Source organism: Dietzia sp. IN118, assembly GCF_032905965.1.
Classification (GTDB): Bacteria; Actinomycetota; Actinomycetes; order Mycobacteriales; family Mycobacteriaceae; genus Dietzia; species Dietzia kunjamensis.
On sequence record NZ_JAUMSR010000001.1, the window covers coordinates 422,931 to 437,548 of the forward strand.

General features: G+C 69.6%; 14 protein-coding genes. 10 read left to right on the forward strand and 4 right to left on the reverse strand.

Translation table 11 applies throughout. The annotated features are described in order from the left end of the window. Positions 1-207 precede the first annotated feature (207 nt). From Q2K20_RS02030 to Q2K20_RS02055, 6 genes are all read left to right on the forward strand, one after another. On the forward strand, positions 208-351 hold the full coding sequence (locus tag Q2K20_RS02030) for a hypothetical protein (RefSeq protein ID WP_167457909.1): 144 nt from the start codon (positions 208-210) through the stop codon (positions 349-351). A 48-nt stretch (positions 352-399) separates the two neighbouring features. Further along, positions 400-555, forward strand: a complete 156-nt coding sequence (locus tag Q2K20_RS02035; RefSeq protein WP_167507209.1) for a hypothetical protein — start codon at positions 400-402, stop codon at positions 553-555. Positions 556-963: 408 nt separating this feature from the next. Further along, the gene (locus Q2K20_RS02040) at positions 964-1,122 is read left to right on the forward strand and encodes a hypothetical protein (protein WP_317176589.1); all 159 of its coding nucleotides are present in this window, start codon (positions 964-966) and stop codon (positions 1,120-1,122) included. A gap of 125 nt (positions 1,123-1,247) precedes the next feature. Continuing rightward, entirely contained in the window at positions 1,248-1,409 is a 162-nt protein-coding gene (locus Q2K20_RS02045; RefSeq protein ID WP_317176590.1) for a hypothetical protein, read from the forward strand. Positions 1,410-1,777: 368 nt separating this feature from the next. After that, entirely contained in the window at positions 1,778-2,893 is a 1,116-nt protein-coding gene (locus Q2K20_RS02050; protein ID WP_317176591.1) for an alpha/beta hydrolase family protein, read from the forward strand. Positions 2,894-3,033: 140 nt separating this feature from the next. Next, positions 3,034-3,936 carry an alpha/beta fold hydrolase gene (locus Q2K20_RS02055; protein ID WP_317176592.1) on the forward strand — a complete coding sequence of 301 codons (903 nt, stop codon included), beginning with the start codon at positions 3,034-3,036 and terminating at the stop codon, positions 3,934-3,936. Here Q2K20_RS02055 and Q2K20_RS02060 read toward each other — a convergent pair. After that, positions 3,896-6,079: a prolyl oligopeptidase family serine peptidase gene (locus tag Q2K20_RS02060; protein WP_317176593.1), complete on the reverse strand. Its 2,184-nt coding sequence runs from the start codon at positions 6,077-6,079 to the stop codon at positions 3,896-3,898. The two genes, Q2K20_RS02055 and Q2K20_RS02060, sit on opposite strands and share 41 nt — an antisense overlap. A gap of 171 nt (positions 6,080-6,250) precedes the next feature. Between Q2K20_RS02060 and Q2K20_RS02065 the strand changes: the two genes are divergently transcribed. Both Q2K20_RS02065 and lpdA read left to right on the forward strand, forming a co-directional pair. After that, positions 6,251-6,406 (forward strand): hypothetical protein, encoded by a 156-nt coding sequence (locus Q2K20_RS02065; protein WP_173674796.1) that lies wholly within the window; start codon positions 6,251-6,253, stop codon positions 6,404-6,406. Positions 6,407-6,529: 123 nt separating this feature from the next. After that, positions 6,530-7,921: a dihydrolipoyl dehydrogenase gene (gene lpdA, locus Q2K20_RS02070; RefSeq protein WP_317176594.1), complete on the forward strand. Its 1,392-nt coding sequence runs from the start codon at positions 6,530-6,532 to the stop codon at positions 7,919-7,921. Positions 7,922-8,001: 80 nt separating this feature from the next. On the opposite strand, the gene Q2K20_RS02075 is transcribed toward lpdA, so the two are convergent. Next, complete coding sequence (locus tag Q2K20_RS02075) at positions 8,002-8,784, reverse strand: hypothetical protein (RefSeq protein ID WP_067719249.1); 783 nt, start codon at positions 8,782-8,784, stop codon at positions 8,002-8,004. Positions 8,785-9,040: 256 nt separating this feature from the next. Between Q2K20_RS02075 and Q2K20_RS02080 the strand changes: the two genes are divergently transcribed. After that, positions 9,041-9,775: an HAD family hydrolase gene (locus Q2K20_RS02080; RefSeq protein WP_182633957.1), complete on the forward strand. Its 735-nt coding sequence runs from the start codon at positions 9,041-9,043 to the stop codon at positions 9,773-9,775. Continuing rightward, on the forward strand, positions 9,772-12,270 hold the full coding sequence (locus Q2K20_RS02085; protein ID WP_132062522.1) for a glycoside hydrolase family 65 protein: 2,499 nt from the start codon (positions 9,772-9,774) through the stop codon (positions 12,268-12,270). Before Q2K20_RS02080 ends, Q2K20_RS02085 begins: the two co-directional genes overlap by 4 nt. Before the next feature lie 183 nt (positions 12,271-12,453). On the opposite strand, the gene Q2K20_RS02090 is transcribed toward Q2K20_RS02085, so the two are convergent. Both Q2K20_RS02090 and ramB read right to left on the reverse strand, forming a co-directional pair. Further along, the gene (locus Q2K20_RS02090; RefSeq protein WP_159149092.1) at positions 12,454-13,038 is read right to left on the reverse strand and encodes a carboxymuconolactone decarboxylase family protein; all 585 of its coding nucleotides are present in this window, start codon (positions 13,036-13,038) and stop codon (positions 12,454-12,456) included. Between the two features lie 5 nt (positions 13,039-13,043). Continuing rightward, complete coding sequence (ramB, locus tag Q2K20_RS02095; RefSeq protein WP_159149093.1) at positions 13,044-14,498, reverse strand: acetate metabolism transcriptional regulator RamB; 1,455 nt, start codon at positions 14,496-14,498, stop codon at positions 13,044-13,046. Positions 14,499-14,618: the final 120 nt, after the last annotated feature.

Below are 14,618 nucleotides of genomic sequence, written 5' to 3' on the forward strand. Positions count from 1 at the left end.
GAGATCCGGTGCGGGCCACGGCTCTTATCGGGCTCTCCTGGGGCATTGGGTCGCGTAACAGGATCGTCACGTGGGTCGTTCCGCGTAAAACGTCTGTGACCTGCGGTTAAGGAACGGTTTCGTCTCTGGTGGCTGCTGAACGGCCGCCCTAATGTCTGTGTCAGGCGCCCCGGAGGGCGCCGGTACACACTGAGAACGGAGACCTCCATGCCTAACTTCGGTCAACTGTCCGACCTCTTCGGCGGAATCACCGACATCCTCGGCGCCGTCGTCTTCTTCACCGGGTCCCTGGGTGGCGAGGGTGGGGTCAACGACTTCATCGGTGCGATCACGAGCATCAGCGCCGAATAGCCGTCACGACCCGCCCACGACACACCAGAACACCTCCAGGAGCAGACGATGACTTTCCCCGAGTTCGGATCCCTTGCCGGCGTCAGTGGCGCACTGGGCTTTCTCAACGACTTCCTCGGCGCGTTCGGAGACATGTTCTCCGGCCTTGCGTACTTCACCGGAGGTGACTTCCAGGAGGCGCTGACAGGAGGCTTCCTGCAGTGACACGAGCCCCGTCCGGGGCGGCGCTGCCCCTGACGGTTCCGATGCGGCCCGCGCGACTCTCCTTCGCGCGGGCCGCTTCGACGTCGCCGGAGGGGCGCGCGACGGGGTGAGAACCGCGCCCGCGGTGCCCTCGAGGGTGAACAGGGGTTGACGCCGGAACGGCGTTCGCCAACGGCAGACGTCCTCCGGGTGACGTATGAAAGAAATTCCCTGCAAGGTGCTCGATTAATGAGTCTTCTTAAGCCTTGGTGGGCTACAGTAGCCTAGGACACGGGCCCAGAGTAGGTGCCTGGCCAGCGTCAAGAGGCGAACCTGAGACGCGCGTCACGATTGACATCAGCGCGACTTAGGTTAACCTTACCGAGGGCCCCACGAGTCGGGGCGACATCACAGCAAAGGGAGAAACACATGCCTGACTTCAGCGCGATCAGCGCCGCGCTCTCCGCGGTCAAGAACCTTATCGATGGCGTCGTCAGCCTCACCGGGTCTCTGACTGGTGACGGCCTCAACGGCGCGCTGGAACTGGCCGGCTTCAGCAGCGACGCCGCGGAGACCACCACAAACTGAGATTGACTTCAGTCCCGTGGCGAAGCCGCCACGGTCCCGCTCCCGCGCGCCGCGCAGGAGCGGAAAGCCCCTCTCGATCCGGTCTCTGAAGCGATCGGACTGCACACACTTCTAAGGAGAACGTAATGGGTATCGATCTCGGTTCTGTTGGCGGCGTCCTCGGCCCGGACGGTCTCGTCGACCTCGCCGGCGGCCTGCTCGGCGCTGTCAACAACCTGGTCAAGGGCATCGGCTACTTCGCCGGTGGCGACCTCCAGGAGGCCTTGGGCAAGGGCTTCATGGCCTGAGTCGTCCACCGACTCGCGGAAGGGCCCCGGACTGGCGTCCGGGGCCCTTCCTCGCACCCCCGCCGGTCGCCGGTACTTGCCCCGTGGGAGATCGGGGGATATAAGTTTGTTCATACCGGTAACGGGGCGCCGGTCACCGTCGATGATATTGACGTGAGCCGCACCGGTCGGCTCCGCGGTTTCCCTCGGTTCACCTGCCTGTGGGAGCCTCGGAGCGTGCCCCGCGGATGCAGTACGCACGACCTGCGGACGCAATCGTGGTACTAATGTGCCTAGTGGGACTTGTGTGACTACTGGGAATCGGGTTAGCGTTTCCGCAGGAATGCCCGGGTCCGTCTGTGAACAACGAGAATGTAAGGCGTCGAAATATGCGTTCAGTGAAGCGGTTCGGCACGAAGGTCGCGACAGCGGCCCTCGCTGCGGCCATGGTCCCCGTCGTCGCCACGGGCACGGCCCAGGCCCAAGGCGGAAGCATCCAGTACACCAAGGCCACGGCCGCGAACAAGGTCGTCGAGAGCAAGCTGCCCGACGGCCGCATGATCGTCTCGGTGTGGTCGGACAAGATGGCGATCGAGGTCCCCAACATCGTCCAGCCGCCGCGTGACGGCAACGCCGGGGCCCCGGTGCTGTACCTGATCAACGGCGCCGGCGGCGGCGAGGACTCGGCCACCTGGCAGGCGCAGTCCGACGTCAAGAAATTCATGTCCGACAAGGACGCGTGGACCGTCACCCCGATCGGCGGCGCCTTCTCCTACTACACGGACTGGCAGCGTCACGATCCCAACGTCCAGACTCGCTTCGCCCGCGAGACGGATCGCCCGATGGCGTTCGAGACCTACCTCGCCGAGGAGCTCCCGAATCTCTTCGAGGGCCGCTACGGCGGCAACTACGAGGGCCGCAAGCGTGGCCTCGCCGCGATCTCGATGACCGCCACTTCGGTCCTGACCATCGCACAGAAGCACCCGGGCAGGTTCCAGGCCATCGGCTCGTACTCGGGCTGTGCCGAGACGTCCACCCCGATCGGTCATGAGTTCATCAACATCGTCACCGGCATGCGCGGCGGTGCGAACCTCGACAACATGTGGGGCCCCTTCCCGGGCGAGCCCCGCACGGGAACCAACAACTGGTTCGACAACGACCCGGTCTGGGGTGCCTTCCGCTTCCAGGAGCAGATGAAGAACAACCAGCTCCCGGCGATGTTTATCTCAACCGGCAACGGCCTGCCCGGGCCGCACGAGTCGCTCGAGAACTGGCGTCTGCGCAACAGCATCCCGGCGCTGGCCAACCAGGCGATCGTCGGCGGCGTCATCGAGGCGGCCACCCAGTACTGCACCGCCAACCTCGCCCGCCGCTTCGGCGAGCTCGGCATCCCGGCCCACTTCGACTTCGCGCCCAACGGCACCCACTCGTGGGGCTACTGGGAGGACGACCTCAAGCAGTCCTGGCCGATGATGGGTCGCGCCATGGGTGCCAGCTGGGGCTGAGCCTGATCCCCTGATGCCGAGCGGCGCAGGCGCCGCCCCGGACCTCCACGAACCCCGCACCACCGACGACCGGTGGTGCGGGGTTCGTCGTATCCAGGGGTGACCGCGCAGACCGGAGCGTAGTCCGGCATCCTGTACACATGACCACAATGGAGGACCCGCAGCGGGTGGAGCTGCAGCACTCGGACGGCAGCACGAGTCCGCTGCTGATCGTCGAGACGGCTCGGCGGGACGAGAGCCGGCCGGCGATCCTGGTGCTGCCGGGCATCGCCGTCGGCGCCCGGTACTACCTCCCCCTCGCCCGCGCGTTGGCGGCCGAGGGCGTCGATGTCGCCATCACCGAGCTCCGCGGTCAGGGTGAGAGCACCTACCGCATCGGGCGTCGCAGCGGCCCGGCCGGCTACCACGAGAGCGCCGCCGAGGACGTCCCGCTCGCGTTGGACGCGATGGAGCAGCGTCTCGGCGCGCGGTCCGTCGTGCTGCTGGGCCACAGCATGGGCGCGCAGATCGGCGTCTACCACCTCGCCCGCCACGACCCGCGGGTCGTGGGCCTGATCGCCGTGGCCGCCCAGTCACCGTTCCACCGGGGTTTCCCGGGCTCCTTCGGGCACAAGCTTCGCGCCGCGTCGGTCATCCTCCCGACGCTGGCCTGGCTGTCCGGGCACGTGCCGGGCCAGTTCTTCGGGGCGCAGGGGAGAATCCCGGCCGACCGGGTCCGCGACTGGTCCCGGCTCGCCGGGCGCGGCGTCATGCAGCCGGCCCGGGCGGACCTCGACTACCCGGCAGGCCTCGCGCGGGTCACCGTGCCGGCGCTGGCGGTGGCGATCGCCGACGACCCACTGGCCCCGGCCGGCGCGGCGCGGAACCTCCTGGCCATGCTTCCCTCGGCGCGGACGACGCTGGAGCTGGAGCCGGAGGCGCTGGGCCACAACGCGTGGGCCCGCCGCCCCGCCGAGGTGGTCGCCCGGGTGCTGTCGTGGATCGACCGCGAGCTGGGTGCCGTCACCCCTGGTAGGGACGACGACGAGGTAGTCGACGCCTGAAGAACTCGTAGGTGAGGACCGCCTTCCGGGCCTCCTGGGAGTTGTCCGCGGCGCCGGCGTGCCCGCCCTCGATGTTCTCGTAGTACCGGACCTCGTGTCCCGCGTCCTCCAGGGCGGCGGTCATCTTGCGGGCGTGGCCCGGATGGACGCGGTCGTCCCGGGTCGAGGTGGTCATGAGGACCGGCGGGTAGCGGAGCTCCGAGGCGGGCCGGATGTGCTGGTACGGGGAGTAGGCACCCAGGAAGTCGTCCCAGTCGGCGGAGTCCGGGTCCCCGTACTCGGCCATCCACGACGCTCCGGCCAGGAGCAGGTGGTAGCGCTTCATGTCCAGCAGGGGCACGGCGATCGCGAGGGCACCGAAGAGCTCCGGATAGCGGGTGAGCATGACGCCCATGAGCAGGCCGCCGTTGGACCCGCCGGTCGCCCCGAGCTGATCGCGGGTCGTCACGCCCTCCTCGACGAGGGCGCGGGCCACGGACGCGAAGTCCTCGAACGCCCGGGGACGCTTGTCCCGTACGGCGGCGCGGTGCCACGACGGCCCGTACTCACCGCCGCCGCGGATCCCCGCCACGACGTACACCCCGCCCCCCTCGAGCCAGAGCGCGCCGCGGAGGGCGGCGTAGGCGGGGCGCATGGACACCTCGAACCCGCCGTAGCCGTAGAGGATGGTCGGACGTGGTCCGGCGGGGCCGGGCCCGCGCATGACCGTGTAGGGCACCTCGGTGCCGTCGTCACTCACGGCGGTGTGGCGGGTGACCTCGATCCCGGAGGAGTCGAACCGGTGCGGCGTCGAGCCGAGGGTGGTGGTGCTGCCGTCCGCCCGGAGCAGGACCAGCGACGGCGGGACGACCGGCCCGGAGACCGCGAGCACCGCGTCGTCGGGGTGTGGGCGCTCGCCCGCGTGGGTGGGTGCGGCTGAACCGGGTGCGGCTCCTGATACCGGGTCGTCGTCCATCCCGGAGAGCCGGTCGCAGGACAGCACGTCGACCGAGACGTGCTCCGGCAGGCCCTCGACGGGCAACGGGGACCACTCGCCGTCGGCGGTGTCGGGGAGGGAGAACGCGTCGATCCGCGACTCGGTGTCGTCGAGGACGGTGAGCAGGATCCGGCCGCGGCCCCAGGTGACGTCCTCCACGGTCGTGGACGGGGTGGGGGAGAACAGCACGACGGGCTCCGGCAGCCGACCCGGCTCGGCGTCGACGGCGGCCCACGGCACCACGAGCACCGACCCACCGGGGTGGGAGCGGCCGGCGATCTCCAGATCGGTGCGGGGGCGCAGCATGAGCCAGTCGCCGCACGAGGTGACGTCACAGTCCTCGGGCACGGGCACCGCGAGTGGGGTGGTGGAGGCGGGGTCGGTGCCCGGGGTCCAGAACACCTCCTGCGAGGTGTGGAAGTCGGGCGCCCGGCTGGCCAGGAACCGCCCGGTGACGGGGTCGTGCGAGGCGCCCACCGCGACGTCGTCGGTGCGGCCCTCGAAGATCACCGGGGCCTGGGCGGGATCGGTCCCGCGACGCCAGAGCCGCACCACACGCGCGTACCCCGAGTCGGTGGCGTCGGAGCCGTCCGGGTCCAGCGGCGCGGTGAGGAGCACGGTGTCGCGGTCCACCCAGGACACCGAGCACTTGGCCTCGGGCAGGTGGAACGCCCCCTCCCCGGCGGTGACGAAGCGGCGCTCGGTCAGATCGAACTCCCGGACCTCCACGGCGTCCGCGCCCCCGCGGGACAACCGGAGGAGCGCCCGGTCGTCGACGGGACGACGCACGACCGTGCCGGAGTACACCCAGTTGACGCCCTCCTCGTCGGCGAGGGCCCCGACGTCCACGAGCGTCTCCCAGGCCGGGTGGTCGACCCCCGGCGCCCCGTCGGCCAGCACGGTCCACGGCACCCGGCGCCACAGCCCGCGGGGGTGGTCACCGTCCTTCCACAGCGTGTAGGCGTACCGGCCGCGCAGGACCGGCCACGCGATCCGGTCGGTGGCGTCGAGGATCTCCAGGGCGCGGGAATGCGCGGCTTCGGCATGATCGCCGGTGGCGAGATCTGCGACCGTCCGGTCGCTGCGCTCACGCACCCATCCGAGCGCCTCGGGGGAGTCGACGGCCTCGAGGTGGAGGAACGGGTCGGAGATCGTGGTGTCGGTCATGCCCTCGATGATGCACGTGATCAAGCGAACAGACCGAAACCCACCTCGGATGTTCACAGGCTCTTGTTACGCGTTCGTGAGGTCGGTAGCATCTTCCGTAGCCGCAGGTCGACTGACCCGGCCATTCCCGATCAACGCGGGAGTGCATTTCAATAAACGGAGATACACACAATGGGTTCCATCACCGACCTCCTCAGCGCCGGTTCCGGCGAGTCCGGCTCCCTCAGCGGCGGCAGCGCCACCGGCAACATCACTGACACGATCGCCGAGACCATCGGCGAGCTGGTCGCCACCGCCCTCAAGTCGGTCCTGGGCAACCTGTCCTGATCCTCGCTCACGCGAGCGGTCGCGCCGCCTTCTCCACACGGAGGGGGCGGCGTCGGTCATTTCGGGTGCAGTTCCGGCCCGCTCCGCCGTTCCGGTGCCGCCGGGAGCGCTACCCTGAGTGTCGTGGCTGACACTCATTACGATCTCATCGTCCTCGGCGCGGGCCCCGGTGGCTACGTCGCCGCCATCCGCGCCTCGCAGCTCGGCCTCAAGGTGGCCGTCGTCGAGGAGAAGTACTGGGGCGGCGTATGCCTCAACGTCGGATGTATCCCCTCCAAGGCCCTCCTGCGCAACGCGGAGCTGGCCAACACCGTCCAGCGCGACGGCAAGCTCTTCGGTATCTCCGGGGACGTGAGCTTCGACTTCGGCGCCGCGTTCGACCGCAGCCGTAAGGTCTCGGACAGCATCGTCAAGGGCGTCCACTTCCTCATGAAGAAGAACAAGATCACGGAGATCGACGGCTTCGGGAAGTTCACCGACGCCAAGACGATCGAGGTCGACGGCACCGAGTACACCTTCGACAACTGCATCATCGCGACCGGTTCCGTGGTCAAGACGCTTCCCGAGATCGAGTTCAGCGAGAACGTGGTGGGCTACGAGGAACAGATCCTCACGCGCGACCTGCCCGACTCGATCGTCGTCGTCGGCGCGGGGGCGATCGGCATGGAGTTCGCGTACGTGATGAACGCCTACGGCGTCGACGTCACGATCGTCGAGTTCATGGATCGGCTGCTGCCGAACGAGGACGAGGAGGTCTCCAAGGAGATCGCCAAGCACTACAAGAAGCTCGGCATCACGCTCCTCACCGGCCACAAGACCACGTCGATCAGCGACAACGGCGATTCGGTCGAGGTGGAGATCGAGTCCAAGGACGGTGAGGACACCCGGACCGTCACCGTCGACAAGGTGCTCATGGCCGTCGGGTTCGCCCCGCGGGTCGAGGGCTACGGGCTGGAGAACACCGGCGTCGAGCTGACCGACCGCGGCGCGATCGACATCGACGACAACATGCGGACCAACGTCGACGGCATCTACGCGCTCGGCGACGTCACCGCCAAGCTGCAGCTGGCGCACGTCGCCGAAGCCCAGGGCGTGGTGGCGGCCGAGACCATGGCCGGCGCCGAGACCCAGACGCTGGGCGACTACCGCATGATGCCGCGCGCCACCTTCTGCCAGCCGCAGGTCGCCTCGTTCGGGCTGACCGAGGCCCAGGCGAAGGACGAGGGCTACGACGTCAAGGTCGGCAAGTTCCCGTTCTCGGCCAACGGCAAGGCCCACGGGCTCGGTCACGCGACCGGGTTCGTCAAGGTCGTCGCCGACGGCACGCACGGCGAGCTGCTGGGCGCCCACCTCATCGGCCCCGACGTCTCCGAACTGCTGCCCGAGCTGACCCTGGCGCAGATGTGGGACCTCACCGCCGAGGACATCGCCCGCAACGTGCACACGCACCCGACCCTGTCCGAGGCCATGAAGGAGGCCGTCGAGGGCGTCGGCGGCCACATGATCAACCTCTGACAGCCTGCGGCGGGCCCGGCACCGGGTCCGCCGGCGTCGGGGGGCCACCCGACGGGGGCCCGCCGCGGTGTGCCGGGCGACTACTCGGCGTTGAGGATCTTCTCCATCTGCGCGACGTAGATCGCGTCCAGGGCGCCGGCCGCGGTCGGCAGGACGGGGTCCGCCGCCGGGTCGTCACCGCGGGCCGCGTACTCGACACTCACGGTGGTGTCGCGGGCGAAGCCGTGGATGGCGATGGCCCGGCTCAGTGCGCGCGTGCCGTCCGGCTGCGTCGTGATGAAGTCGCTGGTGACCCGGAAGCCCTCGGTGCCGTCGATGGCTGGGGCGTCGGCGACCGTCATCTTCAGCTCGACGTTCGGGTTGGCGGCGCTGCGCGAGGTGGTGCACGCCTCGTAGAGGGAGCGGTCCATGAACTCGTCGAGCCGCTCGCCCACCATGCCGATGCCGAAGCGGTGCTCGGTCTCGTCCTCCTCCGACTGCTTGTAGCGGACGGCGGCGGTCACCCCATCGGTGGTGGCGTGGTTGGAGACGGTCTCCAGGCGCGAGACCTTGTCGCACGCCGGGTCCTCCATGAGCTGGCGGCCCTGGTCGGCGACGAGCTTGTCCACCGCCTCCTGCAGCAGCTGACGGTCGACGACCTGGACGACGCCACCACCGGGCGCCTCGCCCTCCGCCAGGACGAGTTCCTCCACGGGCGCCTGCGGGGCGGACTGCGCCGCGGTCTCCGAGGTCTGGGTCTCGCTCGCGGGCTCGCCGCCCCGGGGGTTCTCCTCGTCCGACGAACAGGCCGTGAGAGCAGCCGCGGTGGCCAGCGCGAGACCGGCGATCGCGACGCGGCGGGGGGTGCTGGTGCGGAGGCGCATCTCTCTCCTTTGTCATTCGGTTACCCCTCATAGTGCCACCGGGCCCGTCGGTTCTGTGCATCAAGGCCGCGCGCGCCGCCGCCCGGTGATCGACGCCGACCGCCCCGGGGGCCCGAAGTCGGGGGCGGCGCCCGGGCGGGGGGAAGCAGTGGAAATCGCCGGGTGGGACTAGCCTTGGTCCGTCGCCGGACGAGCTCGATCGGCACCCGGACGAACACCCCGACCCGTCAAACCGACCCGGAAATAGGACAACGCTATGGACCATGACGGTGTGGACGCCGTGCTCTTCGACCTCGACGGGGTCATCACCCCGACGGCCGAGAAGCACATGCAGGCGTGGAATCGGATGTTCACCACCTACTTCGACGCCCGGGGGATCGACCCGTACTCGGATGAGGACTACTTCCGCTACATAGACGGCAAGCCGCGGGTCGAGGGCATCGCGTCGATGCTCGCCGCGCGGGGCCTCACCCTGCCCGAGGGCGACGACGACGACGAGGCCGGTCCCGACGCGGACACGATCCACGGGCTCGGTCTGCGCAAGAACGTGATCTTCCGTGAGCTGCTCGACGAGGGCATCGAGGCCTACCCCGGGTCGGTGGCCTACCTCGACGCCCTCGACGCCGCCGGCATCGCCTCCTGCGTGGTCTCCAGTTCCAAGAACGCCGAGGCCGTGCTCACCGCGGCCGGACTGCGGGACCGGTTCGAGGTGATCGTCGACGGGCTGGTCGCCGCCGCCGAGGGGATCCCCGGCAAGCCCCGCCCCGACACGTACCTGCGGGGCGCCGAGCTGCTCGGTGTACCCGCGGACCGCTGCGTGGTGATCGAGGACGCCGTCCCCGGCGTGCAGGCCGGCGCCGCCGGCGGGTTCGCGCGCGTGGTCGGTGTGGACCGCGGAGCCGGGCGTGAGACCCTGCTCGCGGAGGGCGCCGACCTCGTCGTCGTCGACCTGGCCGAGCTCATCCCCGGACTGACGGAGGCGAACCGGTGACCCGTATCCCCTTCTCCCGAGGACCGGTCCACGACACCGTCGGCGAGTCCGTGCCCGGCAACATCCGCACCACCTACGGCGTGAACCTCCGGAGCCACCTCGAGGTCCCCGAGATCAACCGCTCCACCCACCCCGCCGACCCGTGGCGTTGGGTCGAGACCCGTCCGAACGCGTCGCCGCTCGGGGTGTCCGAGACGCAGTTCGCGGTGGCGAACGGCTACCTGGGCATGCGTGGCAACCCGGAGGAGGGGCGCGACTCCGCCCAGCACGGCACCTTCGTCAACGGCTTCCACGAGACGTGGCACATCCAGCACGCCGAGGACGCCTACGGGCTCGCCCGCGAGGGCCAGACGATGATCCAGGCCCCCGACACCAAGACCATCCGCATCTACGTCGACGACGAACCGCTCCGGCTATCCGTGGCCGACCTCGAACACTACGAGCGCAGCATCGACTTCCGGGACGGGGTGCTGCGTCGGGAGATCGTGTGGCGCACCCCCGCCGGGAAGAAGGTCGTCATCCGCACCAGCCGGATGGTGTCGATGGTGGAGAAGCACCTCGCGGTGATGACGTACGAGATCGAGCTCCCGGACGAGCCCGCCCCCGTGGTGATCTCCTCGCAGGTCCTCAATCGGCAGGACGGCGAGGACGAATACAGCTCCGCCGCGGACGACGGCGCCCCGGCAGAGGGCTTCGACCCCCGCCGCGCCGAGGGACTCGAGCACCGGGTGCTCGAGCCCCAGGTCACCGAGGACCAGGGCGGGTACCACGTGCACGGGTACCGGTGCACCAACTCGGGCATGACGATCGCCGTCGCCGTGGACCACCTGCTCGAGACCGAGGACGACGTGGCCATGAGCCACGAGATCGACGACGACTCCTCGAAGATCGTCTACCACGCCCACGTCACGCCGGGACGGGTACTCAAGCTGACCAAACTGGCCGCGTACCACACCTCCGAGGTGGTTCCCGCGAGCGAGCTGGCGGACCGGTGCTCGCGCACCCTGGGACGGGCCCGCGTGCGCGGGGTCGAGGACCTGCACCGCACCCAGCGGGACTGGTACGACCACTTCTGGGATCGTGCCGACGTCGAGGTGGAGGGCCCCGCGGAGACGCAGCAGGCCATCCGGTTCAACCTCTTCCAGCTGGCCCAGGCCTCGGCACGGGCCGAGTACAACGGCATCGCCGCCAAGGGCGTCACCGGTAGTGGCTACTCCGGCCACTACTTCTGGGACACCGAGACGTACGTCCTGCCGTTCCTGACGTACACCATGCCGCGGTTCGCGCGTAACGCCCTGCGCTTCCGTTACAACATGCTCGACAAGGCGCGGAACCGGGCCAAATACCTCTCCGTGAACGGCGCCCTCTACCCGTGGCGGACCATCAACGGTGAGGAGGCGTCGGCCTACTACGAGGCCGGCACCGCCCAGTACCACATCAACGCCGACATCGCGCACGCCATGGTCAAGTACATGTGGGCCACCGAGGACCAGGACTTCATGATCCGCGAGGGCGTGGACGTGCTGGTCGAGACCGCGCGGATGTGGGTCTCGCTCGGTTTCTTCGACGGCGACGGCATGTTCCACATCCACGGCGTGACCGGGCCGGACGAGTACACGACCGTCGTGGACAACAACCTGTTCACCAACGCCATGGCCCGGTTCAACCTCGTGGCCGCCGCGATCGCCTGCAAGCGGATCGCGGCGTTGGGTGACGGCCAGTGGGAGGCCGTCTGCCGGCGGCTCAAGCTGCGCGACGACGAGACCAGCGAATGGCGGCGTGCCGCCGAGAACATGGTGATCGCGTTCGACGAGGATCTGAAGGTCCATCCTCAGGACCAGGACTTCCTCGCGAAGGAGGTCTGGGACCAGGACCTCGAGGATCCCCGCCGGCCGCTGCTCCTGCACTTCCACCCGCTGGTGATCTACCGGCACCAGGTCCTCAAGCAGGCGGACGTGGTGCTGGCGATGTTCCTGCGCGGAGACGAGTTCACCGAGGAGGAGAAGCGGGCGAACTTCGAGTACTACGACCCGTTGACCACCGGCGACTCGACGTTGTCGGCCGTGGTCCAGTCGATCATCGCCGCCGAGATCGGCTACTGCGACGAGGCCTTCGAGCACTTCTCCAAGGCGCTCGTGGTGGATCTGGCCGACGTGCACGGCAACGCCGCCGACGGCATCCACGTGGCCTCCACCGGCGGGGTGTGGTCGGCCCTCGTCAGCGGGTTCGGCGGGATGCGCGACTACCGGGGTGAGATCTCGTTCGACCCGCGGGTGCCCGCGGAGTGGACGGGACTGACCTTCCGGTTGACGGTGCGGGGTACGCACGTGCGGGTGCGGTGCACGCACACGGAGATCACCATCGAGAACCTCAACGGCGCCGATTTCGCGTGCTCGGTCCAGGGCCAGCCGGTGACCGTGCCGGCGGGGCGGACGATGTCGATGGAGCTCGATGCCCGGGCTCGCGTCTGCCTGCCCTGCAGCGACGCGGGCTGAGCCGCCCCGCCGCTCCGGCCCGGCGGGCGCACGAACCCCGCTGAGGCCCGATCCGCCCCTCGGAATCCAACCCGCGCCCCGGGGCCGGAGGGCGAACCGTGATCCGGGGGGCGGATCGCGGGAGCCGCGGGGTGGAGCAGGCCGCGGGGTGGAGCAGGCCGCGGCGGGGTCAGGCGCGGCGGGTCAGCGGGGGCGGTCCGGCTGGACCCGGAGGGCGTGCAGCGACGTGGCCAACCCGTCGTACTGCGCCACCAACTGCACCAGCCCCACCAGTTCGGACGAGCCGAGGTGCGACGAGAGCCCGGCCCACGTGTCGGCGGAGATGTCCTTGGTCAGCACCAGCTCGTCGACTGCGGTCAACAGCACACGCAGCCGGTTCGGCCACCCGGCGGTGGCGGGGTCGGCTGTCGTGCGGGTGATCTCGTCGTCGTCGAGACCCACGCCCGCGCCGATCCGCTCGTGGTGGGTCCGCTCGTACGCGCTGCCCCGCAGGTGCGCGACGCGCAGGATGACCAGCTCGGTGGTGCGGCGGTCCAGTACGCCGAACGGCATCATCATCCCGGAGTAGGCGAGCCACGCGGGGAAGAGCCGGCGGGCGTGGCCGAGGGTGGCGAAGAGGTTCACGTCGCGCGAGCCGGTGACGCGTGCACCGAGCCGGTTGACGGCCCAGCCGAACGGGCCGAGCTCCCGGAAGCCGCCGGGCCGGATGCGGGGGACCTGCGCGGCGGTGCCGTCGTGGCTGTCGCTGCTCTCGTGGGGCTGGCTCATGGCCGTCAGGGTAGGCCAGCGGTCCCGCCGGGGGCGGACGGTTGGTCGAGGAGATACGGCGAGAGCGAGGACCGGTGGGCGTCCACCCGCAGCGCGTGGTTGAGCGGCGGGAAGGCCCGCTGCGGGCACGCGGGGCGGTCGCACATGCGGCAGCCGGAGCCGATCTTGGTGGCGGCGTCGACGTCGTCGAGGTCGAGGCCCTGCGCGTACACGGTCCGGTGGGCGTGGCGGGCCTCGCAGCCCAGGCCGATGGCGAACGTCTTGCGCGGCTGGCCGAAACGCATCGGACGGGTGGTGACGGTGCGCGAGACCCACAGGTGGAGGCGGCCGTCGGGCATCTGCGCGACCTGCCGCATGATCTTGCCGGGGAACGAGAACGACTCGTAGATGTTCCACAGCGGGCACGTGCCACCGGAGGTCGTGAAGTGGAACCCGGTCGCGGACTGCCGCTTGGACATGTTGCCGGCGCGGTCGACGCGCACGAAGCTGAACGGCACCCCGGCCGCGCCCGGTCGCTGCAGGGTCGACAGGCGGTGACACACCGTCTCGTAGCCGGTGGCGTGGAAGGCCATGAGCCGCTCCACGTCGTAGCGGAAGTCCTCGGCGGTGTCGAGGAAGCGCTGGTAGGGCATGAGCACGGCGGCGGCGAAGTAGCTGGCCAGGCCGCGCAGCGCGAGCGCGACGGCGGCGGGGGAGCCGAACGAGCCCTCCTCGACGAGACTGTCGAGCAGGTCGCGGTGCTCGAGGAAGGCCAGCTCGGAGGCCACGCGGAACGCCTGCTGACCGGGCGTGAGGTGGGCGGACAGGTCGAGACGACGGTCCTCGGTGGAATAGCGGTGCCACAGCCCGTCGGGCAGGTCGACGCGGCGGACGATGCGGACCCCGTGGGCCTCGGCCAGGCGGTGTTCGAGCTCGGCGCGGACGTCGCCGCGGTTGAGCCGGATGCGGGTGGTGAGATCCTCGGCGGCGGTGTCGAGGGAGTCGATGTAGTTCTGCCGTTGGTAGAAGTAGTCCCGCACCTCCTCGTGCGGCATGGACAGCACCGAGCGGTCGACCGAGCTGTCCGGGACGTTGCGGGTCTCGGTCAGCGCCGCGAGCAGATCCGCGGAGTTGCGGTAGCGCTGGTGCAGGAGCATGAAGGCACGGGCGAGTGCCGGGTGCGCGCGGACGAGGTCGACCACCTCGGCGGCCGGGACCTCGGCGGAGAGCTGCGTGTCGGTGAGCGCCTCGGTGACCGCCGCGATGAGCCGGGTGTCCGAGTCCGAGGCGAAGAACGCGGAGTCCACGCCGTAGACCTCGGAGATCTTCACCAGGACCCGGGAGGTGACGGGGCGGGCGTCCTTCTCGAGTTGGTTGAGGTACGACGACGACAAGCCGAGCGACTGCGCGAAGGCGGCCTGGGTCAGGCCGTTCTCCTCGCGCAGTCGGCGGAGTCGCGATCCCATATGTGAGGCCGTCATCGGCTTTCCCTCCGAGGTCCGTGGCGAGCCCCACAATCTTCGCAAACTTTGCAAAGAAGGCAAAGAAACTCGCCACATTCGCACTTGTCGCAGGTAGACGCGCTGCCTGCCATGTGGCAT

Excerpts from the sequence above, each read along its gene's own strand:
- Q2K20_RS02030 (WP_167457909.1), top strand. The coding sequence starts at position 208 with ATGCCTAACTTCGGTCAACTGTCCGACCTCTTCGGCGGAATCACCGAC.
- Q2K20_RS02035 (WP_167507209.1), top strand. The coding sequence starts at position 400 with ATGACTTTCCCCGAGTTCGGATCCCTTGCCGGCGTCAGTGGCGCACTG.
- Q2K20_RS02040 (WP_317176589.1), top strand. The coding sequence starts at position 964 with ATGCCTGACTTCAGCGCGATCAGCGCCGCGCTCTCCGCGGTCAAGAAC.
- Q2K20_RS02045 (WP_317176590.1), top strand. The coding sequence starts at position 1,248 with ATGGGTATCGATCTCGGTTCTGTTGGCGGCGTCCTCGGCCCGGACGGT.
- Q2K20_RS02050 (WP_317176591.1), top strand. The coding sequence starts at position 1,778 with ATGCGTTCAGTGAAGCGGTTCGGCACGAAGGTCGCGACAGCGGCCCTC.
- Q2K20_RS02055 (WP_317176592.1), top strand. The coding sequence starts at position 3,034 with ATGACCACAATGGAGGACCCGCAGCGGGTGGAGCTGCAGCACTCGGAC.
- Q2K20_RS02060 (WP_317176593.1), bottom strand. The coding sequence starts at position 6,079 with ATGACCGACACCACGATCTCCGACCCGTTCCTCCACCTCGAGGCCGTC.
- Q2K20_RS02065 (WP_173674796.1), top strand. The coding sequence starts at position 6,251 with ATGGGTTCCATCACCGACCTCCTCAGCGCCGGTTCCGGCGAGTCCGGC.
- Q2K20_RS02075 (WP_067719249.1), bottom strand. The coding sequence starts at position 8,784 with ATGCGCCTCCGCACCAGCACCCCCCGCCGCGTCGCGATCGCCGGTCTC.
- Q2K20_RS02080 (WP_182633957.1), top strand. The coding sequence starts at position 9,041 with ATGGACCATGACGGTGTGGACGCCGTGCTCTTCGACCTCGACGGGGTC.
- Q2K20_RS02090 (WP_159149092.1), bottom strand. The coding sequence starts at position 13,038 with ATGAGCCAGCCCCACGAGAGCAGCGACAGCCACGACGGCACCGCCGCG.
- ramB (WP_159149093.1), bottom strand. The coding sequence starts at position 14,498 with ATGACGGCCTCACATATGGGATCGCGACTCCGCCGACTGCGCGAGGAG.